At 34.8% G+C, this 14,357-nt stretch carries 14 protein-coding genes; 11 read left to right on the top strand and 3 right to left on the bottom strand.

Annotated features, from left to right (window positions below; translation table 11 throughout):
* Positions 1-102 precede the first annotated feature (102 nt).
* Positions 103-2,496 carry a TonB-dependent receptor domain-containing protein gene (locus H4K33_RS06975; protein WP_182647748.1) on the bottom strand — a complete coding sequence of 798 codons (2,394 nt, stop codon included), beginning with the start codon at positions 2,494-2,496 and terminating at the stop codon, positions 103-105.
* A gap of 159 nt (positions 2,497-2,655) precedes the next feature.
* Here H4K33_RS06975 and H4K33_RS06970 point away from each other — a divergent pair, with 159 nt between their 5' ends.
* The 5 genes from H4K33_RS06970 to H4K33_RS06950 all read left to right on the top strand — a co-directional run bounded on the left by H4K33_RS06970 (position 2,656) and on the right by H4K33_RS06950 (position 5,693).
* On the top strand, positions 2,656-3,237 hold the full coding sequence (locus tag H4K33_RS06970; RefSeq protein WP_182647747.1) for a TIGR00730 family Rossman fold protein: 582 nt from the start codon (positions 2,656-2,658) through the stop codon (positions 3,235-3,237).
* An 82-nt stretch (positions 3,238-3,319) separates the two neighbouring features.
* Positions 3,320-4,072: an NYN domain-containing protein gene (locus tag H4K33_RS06965; protein ID WP_182647746.1), complete on the top strand. Its 753-nt coding sequence runs from the start codon at positions 3,320-3,322 to the stop codon at positions 4,070-4,072.
* A 175-nt stretch (positions 4,073-4,247) separates the two neighbouring features.
* The gene (locus tag H4K33_RS06960; protein ID WP_182647745.1) at positions 4,248-4,496 is read left to right on the top strand and encodes a hypothetical protein; all 249 of its coding nucleotides are present in this window, start codon (positions 4,248-4,250) and stop codon (positions 4,494-4,496) included.
* Between the two features lies 1 nt (position 4,497).
* On the top strand, positions 4,498-5,229 hold the full coding sequence (locus H4K33_RS06955) for a DUF3667 domain-containing protein (RefSeq protein WP_182647744.1): 732 nt from the start codon (positions 4,498-4,500) through the stop codon (positions 5,227-5,229).
* A 2-nt stretch (positions 5,230-5,231) separates the two neighbouring features.
* Complete coding sequence (locus tag H4K33_RS06950; RefSeq protein ID WP_182647743.1) at positions 5,232-5,693, top strand: hypothetical protein; 462 nt, start codon at positions 5,232-5,234, stop codon at positions 5,691-5,693.
* Between the two features lie 53 nt (positions 5,694-5,746).
* Here H4K33_RS06950 and H4K33_RS06945 read toward each other — a convergent pair whose 3' ends face one another.
* Positions 5,747-6,487, bottom strand: coding sequence for a phosphatidylcholine/phosphatidylserine synthase (locus tag H4K33_RS06945; protein WP_182647742.1), 741 nt, complete (start codon positions 6,485-6,487; stop codon positions 5,747-5,749).
* A 150-nt stretch (positions 6,488-6,637) separates the two neighbouring features.
* Between H4K33_RS06945 and H4K33_RS06940 the strand changes: the two genes are divergently transcribed.
* Genes H4K33_RS06940 through H4K33_RS06930 form a run of 3 tightly spaced genes read left to right on the top strand, consistent with a single transcriptional unit; the run spans position 6,638 to position 9,589 of the window.
* On the top strand, positions 6,638-7,714 hold the full coding sequence (locus H4K33_RS06940) for a PorV/PorQ family protein (RefSeq protein WP_182647741.1): 1,077 nt from the start codon (positions 6,638-6,640) through the stop codon (positions 7,712-7,714).
* A 3-nt stretch (positions 7,715-7,717) separates the two neighbouring features.
* Positions 7,718-8,845: a DUF4105 domain-containing protein gene (locus H4K33_RS06935; protein ID WP_182647740.1), complete on the top strand. Its 1,128-nt coding sequence runs from the start codon at positions 7,718-7,720 to the stop codon at positions 8,843-8,845.
* Positions 8,846-8,851: 6 nt separating this feature from the next.
* The gene (locus H4K33_RS06930; RefSeq protein WP_182647739.1) at positions 8,852-9,589 is read left to right on the top strand and encodes a tyrosine-protein phosphatase; all 738 of its coding nucleotides are present in this window, start codon (positions 8,852-8,854) and stop codon (positions 9,587-9,589) included.
* A 48-nt stretch (positions 9,590-9,637) separates the two neighbouring features.
* On the opposite strand, the gene H4K33_RS06925 is transcribed toward H4K33_RS06930, so the two are convergent.
* Entirely contained in the window at positions 9,638-10,027 is a 390-nt protein-coding gene (locus tag H4K33_RS06925; RefSeq protein WP_182647738.1) for a DUF1573 domain-containing protein, read from the bottom strand.
* Between the two features lie 224 nt (positions 10,028-10,251).
* On the opposite strand from H4K33_RS06925, the gene H4K33_RS06920 reads away from it, so the two are divergent.
* From H4K33_RS06920 to H4K33_RS06910, 3 genes are all read left to right on the top strand, one after another.
* Entirely contained in the window at positions 10,252-12,885 is a 2,634-nt protein-coding gene (locus tag H4K33_RS06920) for a valine--tRNA ligase (RefSeq protein ID WP_182647737.1), read from the top strand.
* Positions 12,886-12,961: 76 nt separating this feature from the next.
* The gene (locus H4K33_RS06915; protein WP_182647736.1) at positions 12,962-13,597 is read left to right on the top strand and encodes a TatD family hydrolase; all 636 of its coding nucleotides are present in this window, start codon (positions 12,962-12,964) and stop codon (positions 13,595-13,597) included.
* 43 nt (positions 13,598-13,640) lie between these two features.
* On the top strand, positions 13,641-14,357 hold the full coding sequence (locus H4K33_RS06910) for a ThiF family adenylyltransferase (protein ID WP_182647735.1): 717 nt from the start codon (positions 13,641-13,643) through the stop codon (positions 14,355-14,357).

Here is a 14,357-nt window from a genome sequence, read left to right as displayed (position 1 = left end):
TATTAGTAGGACAACAAACGAAAGGCAACAAACAAAAGGCAACAAAAAAAGGACACCTTTTCGGGTATCCTTTTTCGCAATAATTGAAGTCTAGGTATAGATTTAGAATAATCCTCCTGATCCACCACTTTGTTTTGTGTTGGTATCTCTATACTTTCTTTGTAATGAACGTCCTTTTCCTCCACCAAAGGTATAGTTTACACCAATGTATACGGATTGACTTTCCCAAGTGAATTCACCTTTTGAAGGATAAGGATATTTAGTTTCGTATTTGTAAGACATGGTATTGAAAATGTCGTTAAATCTAACGCTAATACCTAGTTTGTTATCCATTAAAGCATAACGAGCTCCAGCGTCTATTTTGTACATTTCTTTTGCATCTGAAGTGATTCCATCTACAGCACCTCTATAGAAACCGAATAAATTGAAACGCAAATTCTTTGTTGCTTTGAAATTACTGTTTAAACGTGCATTAAAAGCATTTGCAGTGATATCACGCAATACAGTTTGCATAGCTCCTGTAGCATCTAACTGAGAAACAAACCCTGTTTGTTTAATACTAGAAAAATCAATTGCAGGTTGCATATCCCACCAAGGCGTAACAATAATGTTGGCTGAAACTTCAAAACCATAAGCATCATTTGATTTGTAGTTATCAAACGTCATTAACAACGCATTTGGATTGTCGTTTTCTGGATCGTCGTAAATCACGTGATTGATTTCGTGATTGATACGTCTATAGTATACTCCAGCGGTAATGCTACTTCTTTTAGCGAATAAACGCGTATAGTTTAATTCCACTGAGTTTGTAAATTGTGGTTTTAGCTCAGGGTTTCCAACCATTGTCATTAATGGAGTAGAAAACTGACGAACTGGATTGGTTTGTCTTACCCCAGGACGATCTACACGACGGCTGTAACTTACGTTGAACATATCGCTTTCCGTTAAGTTATATCCTAAGTAAACGGAAGGGTAAAGCGTTACATAATCATCTTTAAATGTAGATGTACCATCTAGTTTAGAGTCTACTTTGTAGCTCTCAACTCTCGTTCCAATTTGGTAGTTGAACTTACCTAAAGTCTGACCAAAAGTAGCATAAGCAGAGAAAATATCTTGATCGTATTTATTGGCAATTGTCGTTTGATTTACCGGAATTAAAGGATTGTTAGAGTTGAAATTATTATCTGCTCTAGAAATTCTAGCCTCAGCACCTAATTCTAATTTGGTGTGGTCGTTTAATGGATTTACATAATCAATGTTTACTGTAGATAATGTGTTTTTATCGTCATTTCCATCTTGATACAACAAATCACTAGCAGTTCCTAGTTTTGTTAGGTAATCTCCATCCATATCCGATTTATTGATGTTGTGGTTTACTTCAACATCTAGTGTGTGCCCTTTTTTAGCAAATAAATGCTTGTAAGCTAAGTTATAAGTGCTAAACGTGTTTTTGTTGTTGTAGTTTGTATTTTGAAAAATATTATCAAAAGATTGATCAGGGTAAATTGTTGACGTTTTCAAACCCATATCGCTTTTATTTGTACTTTGATTTGTGTAAAATGAAAGCGTATTATTGTCATTTATATAATAATCAACCCCTACTTTGTATAGGATATTTTTATTATTATTCAACATGTCGATCGTTGTTGGAGACAATAAGTCTTCGCGAAACATATCTCCGTTATTTTTCGATTTACCATCAGAATAACTTGCATTACCAAAGAAGTTTAATTTTCCTTGTCTGTAGTTTAAGTTAAGTGAAGTCGTTGATTGGATATTTTTTGCAATAGTAACCCCACTATCTACAGAACCATTAAATCCATCAGCTGTGTTTTTGTGTAACACGATATTGATGATTCCCGACATTCCTTCTGGATTGTATTTGGCGCTGGGGTTTGTGATTAATTCAATGCTCTTAATTGAGGTAGAAGGAATTTGTTTTAACAATTGCTCTGCAGACATATTTGTTGGTCTTCCATCCAACAAGATTCTCACATTTTCGTTCCCTCTTAAAGAAATTTTCCCGTCTTTATCTACATTTACAGAAGGAATATTATTCATAATATCCGATGCTGTAGCTCCTACTGTAGTTAAATCTTTACCAACAGTAATTACTTTTCGGTCAATTTTTTGTTCAATAGTAGATCGCTCTGCAACAATAGTAACATCCGCTAAAGTTGTTGCTTCTGCCTCTAAATAAATAGTTCCTAAATCAGTTGCTGATTTGATAGCAATTTCTTTATGATACGGTTTGTAACCAATAAATTGAATATCTAAATCGTAAGTATCAGCTGCTGCTGTAATCGTAAATGTACCGTTATCGGTAGTCATTCCACCCGTAATAACAGCATCTCCTTTTTTAAGCGTAATGGTAGCGTATGGAACGGCTTCATTGAGATTTTTGTCAAGTACACGTCCCGTTAGTTTTACTGAACTCTGAGCGTAAACGCCACATAGAGAGAGTAGAAAAAACAATAAAGATAGTTTTGAATTCATTTGATTAGTTGAATTAAGTTTTTTGTCTTACCTAATAGACTGAGAATCGTTACTTTTGTTACAAGATAAGGAGTAAAAAAAATTAAGCAATCAAATATTTTTATTGTATTTTACTGATTTTCAGGTGTTTATTTGTTATTTAGAAAAAATATAAATTTTATGAGATATACTGTTTTTTGTGGATCAAGTGCAGGAAGTAAACAAGAATATATGAAAAGTGCAACCGCTTTAGGAGCGGTATTAGCTCAGCGTAATATCGGAGTAGTCTATGGAGGCGCTAAAGTTGGATTGATGGGAGCTATCGCTGATGGAGCCTTGGCAAACAATGGAGAAGTAATTGGGGTGTTACCTCATTTTTTAGCTGATGTAGAGTTAGGACACCAAGGACTTACTTCGTTGTTTTTTGTTGATACAATGCATGAGCGCAAAGCAAAGATGGACGAGTTATCTGACGGAATAATCGCATTACCTGGTGGATATGGTACGTTAGAAGAGTTTTTTGAAGTATTGACATGGGGGCAACTGGGATTACATAAAAAACCCATTGCGTTATTTAATGTGGACGGTTTTTATAATCCGCTGTTGCAAATGATGGATACTATGGTTCATCAGGGATTTTTAAAAGAAGAAAATAAAAAAATGGTTATTGTATCGGACAATCTAGACGATTTATTACAGCAAATGGAAGCATATGAAGCCCCAAAAGTAGGTAAGTGGGTCGTGCAAAAACAAACACCTTAACAGTGCTAAAAAAAGATTAAAATCGCTATTTTTGAACTTTTTTTTCGTATTTTCCCTACTTGAGTATGAATACTAAAGAAAAATGGAAAAAAATAATAACAATATAGCGATACTCGTTGATGGAGATAACGCACAAGCCAAATTATTAGAAAATATATTAGCTGAAGTTTCCAAATATGGAAAGGTAACTATTCGTCGTATCTATGGCGATTGGACAACACCACAAATGAACAGTTGGAAAGATCTCTTAAATGATTTGTCTTTTTCGCCGATTCAAAAGTTCAATTACACTTCTGGAAAAAATTCTACGGATAGTTCGCTCATAATAGATGCAATGGATATTTTACACGCCAAGATGGTCGATGGATTTTGTATTGTTTCAAGTGATAGTGATTATACAGGATTGGCTAAGCGAATTCGAGAAGAAGGAATCTTTGTGATGGGAATAGGCGAAAAGAAGACACCTAATGCTTTTGTGCAATCATGTGAGATTTTTACGTATTGTGAAACTCTAATGCCTAAACCTGTAAAAGAAGGAAAAACGGTTAATCAAGAAAAGAAACAGGTTGTCGATGAAGAGGATGATAACGACACACGTACAATTACCAAAAAGGAGATGCGTCTCATTGATCGCGCTTTTGATATGTCTGTCGATGAAGAAGTAGAAGCATATATTTCAACCGTGGGTAATAATCTGCGTAAACTAGACCCAAGTTTTGACTCGCGTGATTATGGTTTTAGAAATTTAACCGAAATGTTTAAGCATTTAAAAACGTACGAAGTCATCAATAATAATGTAAAGGGGTTAAATCATCCTTTAGTGAAAAAGAAGTAACCGAAAGGTTACTTTTTTTTTTACCTCATTTTTTAAAATCCTTCATCGTTCAGTTATTCATCTGTTTGTGTTTTTTTTATACATTTGAACAAAGCAAATATGATTTTTTATGTTATTCGTCTTTTTTGTGTGGATGAAGTAGAATAAAAAAAACGCGCTATACTAACTCAACCTTATGACCGAACAAGAACTAAAAGAATTAACGGATGAAGCGTTAATCCAAAAAGAAAAAAAAGCGAAAACGTATGCCCTAATAAATGCCGTAATGATTGGTGTGTTTGTAGGTGTAGCCATTTTTAGTACCTATAAAAAGGGTATGGGATTTTTTACTTTTTTCCCTCTGTTTTTTGTTTTTATTTTATTGAAAAGTAAACAAGACCATAAAATTCTTGAAAAGGAACTTAAACAACGCAACTTACCATAATATGGCACATTGTTTAAGTTGTAATTTAGAAGAATCTGGTAAATTTTGCTCTAATTGTGGGCAATCTCTTAGTATTGAGCGCATAGATCGTAAATATGCTATTCAGGAGTTGATGAAACTCACCGGATACGAAAAAGGATTTGTATATACCGTTATAGCATTAGCCCTCCGTCCAGGAAAAGTTATTCGCCAATATCTCGATGAAGATCGACAGCGAATTACCCAACCCATTACCTTTCTTATCCTGACATCTTTAATTTATACTGTAGTTGGCCATTACTTCAAATCTGATCTTATTCATACTGGAATGATGAAAACAATGTATGGCGATTCCTATATTTTTAAATTGTCCTTTTGGGTACAGCAAAATTATGGATATGCCAATTTGTTGATGTTAGTACCTATTACTTTTTGGACTCGGCTTTTGTTTAATGAACACAAGTATAATACGTATGAAACTTTTGTCGTGACGAGTTTAATAATGGCTGAGGGGATGTTGTTGTACACACTCCAAGTGGCGTTGAATTTTGTATTTCCCAAAGCTATTTTACTCAATGAGTTTATAACTGCAGTGGTGCTGTTCTTTTATGTAGGTTGGGCTATTGGTAGATTTTACGGCGGAACGAGACGTAGTTATTGGAAAGGATTTTTTAGTTATTTACTAGGGGTCATAACCTTTCAAATACTTATTGTCGTTTTCGGTGTTCTGGCAGATATAATAATTAAGCTATAAACATGACGAGATACAGCGTTGTAATAGTAGGATTTGTGATTGCTTTTTTGATCTTTGCTTGTGCTTGTAATAAAAAGCAAGAAAAAATCGATTACAAGGCAAATGAGAATGTGGAATACGAGTTAGGTATTCCGTATCAAAAGGAAATAACAAACTTAAAAAAAGGAATGCTAGCCTATCAAAAAATGGCGGATTGCCCTTATTCAGAAGAAGATGTCAATCAGGTAGGTGTTATCTTGGATGAATATTTTGAACAGATGGAAAAATCTACTTCAAAAGAAAAAGGGTTGCTTATTGTCCAAACGACAGTAGAAAAGTTCAATGCATTAAATCAAAAGTGTGATTTGGAGTTGATTTCTACTTCAGAAAGAGATATAATTGCAACGATTTTAATCCGAGTGAATTGCGAAAAAGGCTATGGCAAATGTGATGAAGATATCACAGAAGAGTGGAGAGATTGGTAAGAAGATAACTAGATAGAAATAAAAAAGGTCAGCATTTGCTGACCTTTTTTATGTTAAGCTATTTCTTTTTTGGCAGTTACATTTTTAACTATTGAAAGTAAAATATAAAGCAAAATGATAATTGGAATTGCTAAGTAGTGTAGAGTCACTAGCAAGATAATCGAAGCCAATACAAACCCTAATTGCAATTTATATGCACCTAAGTTCTTAGGATTAATTTTTAGCGAAAATAAAGGTAATTCAGCGTTCATAATATAAGCACTTAAAACGCTAATGATTACTAATACATATGGATTACTCAAAAAGGAAATAATAGCTTCAGAATCTGTTGTGCTCACGATTAAGGGCAAACTCAAGATAAATAGCGCATTTCCTGGTGTAGGTAATCCGATGAAAGAATCCGTTTGTCTGGTATCAATATTAAATTTAGCTAAGCGGTAGGCAGCTCCTAAGGTGATTAGAAAACCTAAATACGGAACAATAGCCATATAAAATGTCTCAGGTGTAAGGTTGTATGGACCTTGTGTTTCCTGAATATTAGCTAACTGTTTGTAGATGATCAGTCCAGGAACAACACCACTCGTTACCATATCAGCAAGTGAATCCAATTGAAGTCCTAATTCACTTTTTACATGGAGAATGCGAGCCAAAAATCCGTCCCAATAGTCAAAGAAAATACCAATACAAACCCATAAAAAGGCCATGTGGATATTGTCGTCAAAGGCGTAGATACAAGCTATTAGTCCTGATGCTAGGTTTAATAAAGTAATGAAATTCGGAATGTGTTTTTTCATGTAAATCTTATTTGAGTTTTTATCTCTTGAATAAAAACAGATGTTATTACCTTAGACAAAGGTATCATAAACTTACAAATAATAATATCTTCATCGCCTTTTAGTTTTTTACTATTTTTACAACTTTGTATGAATATTAAAAGGAGGTTTGTGAAAAAGCTAACATTATGTACAGTACTACTTTGCGTCGGATTTGCCTCTTATGGTCAAAAAGCGCGAAAATATTCCAATGAGTTTTTAAATATAGGGGTAGATGCTGTGTCTATGGGGATGGCAAATAGTGTAGTGGCATCAACCTCAGATGTGAATGCGGTATATTGGAATCCCGCAGGATTGATGCGATTGGAAGATCAGCAAGTCGCCCTGATGCACGCCAGTTATTTCGCTAATATTGCCCAATATGATTATGGAGCCTTTGCGATGCCTTTGGATGAAAAGAGCGCATTGGGTTTTTCTGTTATTCGATTCGGTGTGGATGATATTATGAATACGACAGAGCTTATTGATCAGCATGGAAATATCGATTACAACCGTATTAGTTTGTTTTCTGCTGCAGATTATGCTTTTGTCCTTTCTTATGCTCGTCGAACTCCTATTGAAGGACTTACCTATGGGGTTAATGCAAAAGTAGTCAGACGTGTGATCGGAAAATTTGCAAATTCTTGGGGATTTGGCTTCGATGCAGGTGTGCAGTATAAAACCAAATCCGAATGGATGTTTGGAGTAATGGCAAGAGATATTACAACCACGTATAATATGTGGAGCATCAATAAAAAAGAGTATAGTAAGATACAGGGAGCGATTGAAGGAATGAATCAAGAACTACCTGAAACGACTGAGATTACCTTGCCTAAACTGCAAATGGGAGTGTCAAAAAACATGCAACTTACTCGCGATTTAAATTTGTTAGCAGCATTTGCTCTACATGTTGAATTTGCAGAAACCAATGCAATGATCTCTAGCGGATCAATGAGTATGACTCCTTCTTTAGGTGTGGAATTTGGTTATGCTAATTTAGTCTTTGTACGTGGCGGTGTCGGAAACTTCCAAAACAATAGACAAATGGACAATACCGAAAAAATGGAATTCCAACCCAATATTGGCGTTGGTTTTCATTATAAAGGAATTCAAGTTGATTATGCTTTAACGGATATAGGAGACCAAAGTGCTGCTATTTACTCCAATGTGTTCTCATTAAAGTTAGATTTAGGAATTTTTAGAAAATAAAACATGAAAAAGATATTTGCGTTGCTTGTTGCTTTTTTTGCCTTGCAAGTAAACTGTGGTTATGCTGCTCAACGAACGCTATCAGATAAAGCACAAATCAGCGTTTTAACCTGTGGAACTGGAGATCAATTGTACTCTCTTTTTGGGCATACTGCCATTCGAGTATATGATCCTGCGGAAGGAATAGATCGCGTGTATAATTATGGACTGTTTAATTTTAGAACACCAAACTTTTATGCCAAGTTTGTAAAAGGTGATTTACTCTACTTTGTTGATTATGAAGACTACAGGAGTTTTGTGATGAACTACGCGTATGATAATCGCTCCGTTATTGAACAAGAATTAAACCTGTCACAAGAACAAAAACAAAGTATTTGGCAAAAATTAAATGAATCTTTAGCCGAAGACAAACGCTCTTATATCTACAAATTTATTGACCAAAATTGTACAACTAAGGTAGTAGACGTGCTCAATGAAGTTTTACCCACACCAGTGGAAACTGCAGTAGAAGGCAATACAACAACGTATCGTGCCATTTTAAATACTTATTTAAAGGATCGTTATTTTGAAAAATTGGGGATTAATCTAATTTTTGGATATAAAGTAGATCATCCATCTACACTTTTGTTTTTACCCGATAAATTTCAATTGGGATTATCACATTCAATGAATGGTACTCAACCTTTAGTAAAAGAAGAAATAACTGTCTTTCAAGCTCAACCAACCGCTGCTTATGTTTGGTGGAATACCTATTGGTTTGCTTCTGTAATGACACTTCTCTTGTTCGTTTTATGCTTTAATAAAACCATTCGATCTGTGTATTTTGTACTAATGGGGGGTTTTGGATTGTTTTTTTTACTAGTAGGATTTTATTCTCTACACAAGGAAATATTGTTGAATAATGTAGTTTTTTTATGTAATCCTTTGTTTATTTTTACCCCGTTTGTTAAAAAGTTGAATAATATTAAGTCAAAATTAGCCATTACTGTTGTAATATTGTTAATTTTCTACTTTGTATTGAATTTTTATTCAGAAAAGTTAATAATAACATTACCTTTGTACCTATTAACTCTAGCAACTTTATTTTTAGAATTTAAAACTGTTTTACAAAATAGAGGGAAGAATAAATAGTAAACTATGTTTTCTTTTTTTAAATCTAAACCCATTTTAAAAGATTTGATTCCGGATGATTATGTGGATATACACTCTCATTTAATTTACGGAATTGACGATGGTGCTCAGACGATTGACGATACCCGCATGATTATTACATCGATGCGAGATTTAGGTTTTAAACAAGCCATTGCCACTCCACATACGACACCTTTAGTTTGGGAAAATACAAGAGAAGGAATTTTAAATCAGTACCAAAAAGTACAAGAAGAACTGCCGAAAGAATCATCGGATATTTCACTTCGGGTAGCTTCTGAATATATGATGGACGAAACCTTGTTGCCTCATATTGAAAATAAAGACCTTTTGACTTTAAAAAACGATTATGTTTTGGTCGAGATGTCTTATATGAATCCTCCCATTCAATTGATGGATATCCTTTTTCAGTTGAAATCAAGCGGATATGATATTGTACTTGCACATCCAGAACGCTATAATTTTTATCATCAGAATACAGCGATGTATAAAAAACTTAAAAAAGCAGGATGCTACTTTCAAATGAATCTGCTTTCTGTGACGGGATACTATGGTAAACACGTACTAGAAGCAGCAAATTTTCTTTTGTCTAATGGTTTAATTGACTTCGTTGGTTCGGATATTCACCATGCCAAACACGTAAGAGGTTTTGATGCAAAAGTGGAAGTAAAAGGAGTAGAGTTTTTTACACAAGCCATTACTAATAATCAAGAATTTAGAAAATAAGCATAAAAAAAGCCACTCATTGAGTGGCTTTTTTTATGTTGAGTAGAATTACTTTTCTACAACTTCACCTTTTATTCTCAAAGGCACTGTACCGTTTTCGTAGTTTACTGCATTTGATTCAACTGTGATTGTACGGCTAATTCTTCCGATGCTCATGTTGTATTTCACATCGATTTTTCCTTTTTTACCTGGCATAACTGGCTCTGTTGGTTTTGAAGGAACTGTACATCCACATGTAGAACGCACGTTTGTGATAATTAACGGTTGATCTCCTGTGTTTGTGAATTCGAATGTACGTAATCCATCGTCATTCCCTCTTACTACCGTTCCGTAATCGATGGTGTTGTTTTCAGCAGCGAACTGAATTTTTGGACCACTTTGAGCGAATGTCAAGGCACTAGATAAGACTAATGCAAATACTGCTATTAATTTTTTCATTACTATAACTTTTTGTTGTTCTGTAAAATTAGAAACTTTTATAAAACTCGCAAATTTTTTTCGCATATTCGATTTCAGATATACTTTTATAATTGACGAGTAATAATTACTTTTGTACAATACAAAGATAAAAAAACTGTAGGTATTGAGAATGGAAAATTTTGTTTTTTATCCTTTTCATAGAGAGTTTTTTTCTTTTTTTTTAATAATTAAATTATAGAATAATGGTAATTCCTGCACAATTTGACGCAAAGCAAGTAGAGCAAAAATGGTATCAGTATTGGATGGAGAATAATTTTTTCCGATCTGTACCAGATGAAAGACAGCCGTACACAATTGTAATACCTCCTCCGAACGTAACAGGAGTATTGCATATGGGGCATATGTTGAATATTACAATTCAAGATGTATTAATACGTCGCGCACGTTTAAGAGGACTAAACGCATGTTGGGTCCCTGGGACGGATCACGCATCTATTGCAACTGAAGCCAAAGTCGTCGCTAAATTGAGAGAGCAGGGAATCAATAAAAACGACTTAACTAGAGAAGAGTTTTTAAAACACGCTTGGGAATGGAAAGAAGAATACGGAGGTGTGATTTTAGACCAGCTGAAAAAACTAGGGGCTTCTTGTGACTGGGATCGTACAAAATTTACGATGGATCCTGAAATGTCACAACAAGTGATTAAGTTATTTGTTGATTTGTACAACAAAGGATTAATTTACCGCGGCTATCGCATGGTAAATTGGGATCCTGAAGCAAAGACAACCTTATCAGATGAAGAGGTAATCTATGAAGAACGCCAAGGAAAATTATATCACGTAAAATATCAAATTGAAGGTACTTCGGATTATTTGACTATTGCAACAACTCGTCCTGAAACGATTTTAGGAGATTCTGCAATTTGTATTAATCCAAATGATGAACGTTACCAACATTTGAAAGGTAAAAAGGCTATTGTGCCTATTTGTAATCGCGTGGTACCTATTATCTTCGATGAGTATGTCGATATGGAATTCGGAACAGGATGTTTAAAAGTTACACCTGCACACGATGTAAATGATAAAGATTTAGGGGAACGTCATAACTTGGAAATTATTGATATTTTCAATGCAGATGCTACGTTAAATGATTTAGGATTACACTACAAAGGCAAAGATCGCTTTGTGGTTCGCAAAGAAATTGAAACGGAATTAGCAGCTATTGGTGCTTTAGACAAAGTTGAAAACTACATGAACAATGTAGGAACTTCTGAACGTACAAAAGCAGTAATCGAACCTCGCTTATCGGATCAGTGGTTCTTAAAAATGGAAGAGTTGGCCAAACCAGCGTTAGATGCTGTAATGACAACAGAAGATGTAAAATTGTATCCAAGTCGCTACAATAATACATATAGAAGTTGGTTGGAAAATATCCGCGATTGGAATATTTCTCGTCAGTTGTGGTGGGGACATCAAATCCCGGCTTTCTACTACGGGGACGGAAAAGAAGATTTCGTGGTTGCAGAAACAAAAGAAGCTGCTCTCGAATTAGTAAAAGCGAAAACAGGAAAGTCTGATTTAACAATTGCAGATTTAAAACAAGACGAAGATGCGTTAGATACGTGGTTCTCTTCTTGGTTATGGCCAATGTCTGTATTCAACGGATTAATAGATCCTGAAAACGAAGAATTTAAATACTATTATCCAACAAATGACCTTGTTACTGGTCCAGATATTATTTTCTTCTGGGTGGCACGTATGATCATGGCTGGATATGAGTATACAGGTGTACAACCGTTTACAAATGTTTATTTCACGGGAATTGTACGTGATAAACAACGTCGTAAAATGTCTAAATCATTAGGGAATTCCCCTGATGCCTTAGGTCTAATCGATAAATTCGGTGCGGATGGAGTTCGTGTTGGACTGTTGTTGTCTGCTGCTGCAGGTAACGATATTCTTTTTGACGAAGAACTGTGTGCTCAAGGAAAAGCATTTACTAATAAGGTATGGAATGCTTTCCGATTAATTAAAGGATGGGAAGTTTCCGAGACATTAACACAACCAGAAACTGCAAAAGTTTCTTTGGCTTGGTATGAAGCTAAATTGCAGAAAACATTAGTGGAAATTGAAGATCATTTCTCTAAATACAGAATTTCAGATGCTTTAATGGCAATCTATAAATTGGTATGGGATGATTTCTGTTCTTGGTTCTTAGAAATGATTAAACCAGGATACCAACAACCAATAGACGCTATTACTTACAAAAAAGTAATTGATCTATTGGAAGAAAACTTGAAATTGTTACATCCATTTATGCCTTTCTTAACGGAAGAAATTTGGCAACATATTAATGAGCGTACAGCAGACCAAGCGTTAGTAATCTCTTCTTGGCCAGAAACAAAAGCTTTTGATGAAAATATAATCAAAGAGTTTGAATTTACCATGGAGGTGATTGCGGGTATTCGTACAATCCGAAAAGATAAAAACATTTCTTTCAAGGATACAATTGATCTGAAAATTATCAATAATGAAAAAGTATCGACATATTTTGATAGCGTTATCTCCAAAATGGGGAATGTTGAAAGTATGGAGTACGTGACGGATCAAGTAAGCGGAGCTCTTTCATACCGAGTAAAATCCAATGAGTATTTTATTCCAATGGAAGGTAACGTTAATATTGCAGAAGAAATTGAGAAATTAGAAGAAGAGTTGAAATACTTAAAAGGTTTCTTGAAATCCGTACAAGGTAAACTATCGAACGAAAAATTCGTAAGTGGTGCTCCTGAGCAAGTCGTAGCTAGCGAAAAGAAAAAAGAAGCAGATGCTTTAGCTAAAATCGCTACAATTGAACAAAGTTTAGCTGGTTTAAAATAATAAATTAGCACAGTCATAGTAAAGGTCTTTGATTCGCATATGCGAATCAAAGACCTTTTTTTTTATCTTCGTTCCCATGAAGTACAATATACACACCCATTACCTGCACAAGGAAAAAGATACGTTAGAGCTTGTTAACCAAGACTTGTCTAAGGTAGATTTATCTATTCCTTATTTTTCTGTGGGTATTCATCCATGGTATATTGAAGAACACTTGGTTGAGGAACAACTAAATATTATTGAAATGCATCTTCAACAAGCCAATTGTTTGGCATTGGGGGAGTGTGGACTTGATAAAAAAATAGATATTCCATTAACCTTACAAAAAGAAGTGTTGGTTCGTCAATTACTTCTTGCAGAAAAAAATAAAAAAGCTGTAATTTTGCACGTTGTTTCTGCGTATCAAGAGATTATTACCCTCAAGAAACAATTGAATTTAACCGTTCCTTTGATCGTGCACGGATTTAATAAACACCAACAAGTAGCGGAGAGTTTGTGGAAAAATGGATTCCACTTGTCTTTCGGTCGGGCTTTATTGGGTAGCAAGCGATTACAGGATACGTTAGCTTTAGTACCAGAACAGTATATCTTTTTGGAAACAGATGATGATCAAATCATTTCCATTGAAGAGATCTATAATAAAGCAGCGGAATATCAACCAAAAATTGAGCAAATTGTAGCGTCAAATTTTAAACGCATATTTAGGATATAATACTAATTTAGAGCCTTTAAGGTGATTAATAACGAGAAATAGAATGGCTATTTGGCAAGAAAGAGCAGCCTTGCTTTTTAAAGAAGAAGGACTAGAAAAATTAAAAAACGCTAATGTATTAGTTGTAGGATTAGGTGGAGTTGGATCATTTGCCGCTGAGTTTTTAGCGCGTGCAGGTGTTGGAACAATGACAATTGTAGATGGAGATACAGTAGACATTACGAACATAAATAGACAATTACCTGCCCTACATTCAACAGTAGGCATGGCGAAAGTACATGTCGTGGGTGATCGTTTGATGGATATTAATCCTGAATTAAAATTAACGCGTATTCAGGAGTTTTTATCTCCCGAACGCACACATGAAGTAGTTACGGAAGAGTATGACTATGTGTTGGATTGTATTGATAGCATTACGCCTAAAATTAATCTGATTTTGGCAGCCAAGCGCAAGCGCGTAAAAGTGATTAGTGCAATGGGAGCTGGTGGAAAGATGTTGGCTTCGAAAATTGTCGTAAAAGACATTAGTAAAACAGATGTTTGTCCTTTAGCTAAACAAATCAGAAAGCGCTTGAAAAAGGAGGGGATCTCCTCAGGTGTTAAGGCTATTTTTTCAACAGAAAAACCAGATGAAAGCAGTTTGAAAATGACGGATGGAACTAATTTTAAAAAGTCGTTCTTCGGAACGAATAGCTGGATGCCTGCTTTATTTGGCTTGCATGCGGCAGAAAATGTGATTCGCCATTTATTATCAAAATAA

It is taken from the genome of Myroides sp. WP-1 (assembly GCF_014145635.1).
Taxonomy (GTDB): domain Bacteria; phylum Bacteroidota; class Bacteroidia; order Flavobacteriales; family Flavobacteriaceae; genus Flavobacterium.
Note: the sequence above shows the minus strand (reverse complement) of the source record. Positions and strands in the feature narration are given on the sequence as shown.

Bases quoted from the DNA above. Each gene is read 5' to 3' on its own strand.
- H4K33_RS06955 (WP_182647744.1), top strand. From the start codon at position 4,498: ATGGCACATTGTTTAAGTTGTAATTTAGAAGAATCTGGTAAATTTTGC.
- H4K33_RS06925 (WP_182647738.1), bottom strand. From the start codon at position 10,027: ATGAAAAAATTAATAGCAGTATTTGCATTAGTCTTATCTAGTGCCTTG.
- H4K33_RS06950 (WP_182647743.1), top strand. From the start codon at position 5,232: ATGACGAGATACAGCGTTGTAATAGTAGGATTTGTGATTGCTTTTTTG.
- H4K33_RS06930 (WP_182647739.1), top strand. From the start codon at position 8,852: ATGTTTTCTTTTTTTAAATCTAAACCCATTTTAAAAGATTTGATTCCG.
- H4K33_RS06965 (WP_182647746.1), top strand. From the start codon at position 3,320: ATGGAAAAAAATAATAACAATATAGCGATACTCGTTGATGGAGATAAC.
- H4K33_RS06970 (WP_182647747.1), top strand. From the start codon at position 2,656: ATGAGATATACTGTTTTTTGTGGATCAAGTGCAGGAAGTAAACAAGAA.
- H4K33_RS06945 (WP_182647742.1), bottom strand. From the start codon at position 6,487: ATGAAAAAACACATTCCGAATTTCATTACTTTATTAAACCTAGCATCA.
- H4K33_RS06920 (WP_182647737.1), top strand. From the start codon at position 10,252: ATGGTAATTCCTGCACAATTTGACGCAAAGCAAGTAGAGCAAAAATGG.
- H4K33_RS06935 (WP_182647740.1), top strand. From the start codon at position 7,718: ATGAAAAAGATATTTGCGTTGCTTGTTGCTTTTTTTGCCTTGCAAGTA.
- H4K33_RS06915 (WP_182647736.1), top strand. From the start codon at position 12,962: ATGAAGTACAATATACACACCCATTACCTGCACAAGGAAAAAGATACG.
- H4K33_RS06910 (WP_182647735.1), top strand. From the start codon at position 13,641: ATGGCTATTTGGCAAGAAAGAGCAGCCTTGCTTTTTAAAGAAGAAGGA.
- H4K33_RS06975 (WP_182647748.1), bottom strand. From the start codon at position 2,496: ATGAATTCAAAACTATCTTTATTGTTTTTTCTACTCTCTCTATGTGGC.
- H4K33_RS06960 (WP_182647745.1), top strand. From the start codon at position 4,248: ATGACCGAACAAGAACTAAAAGAATTAACGGATGAAGCGTTAATCCAA.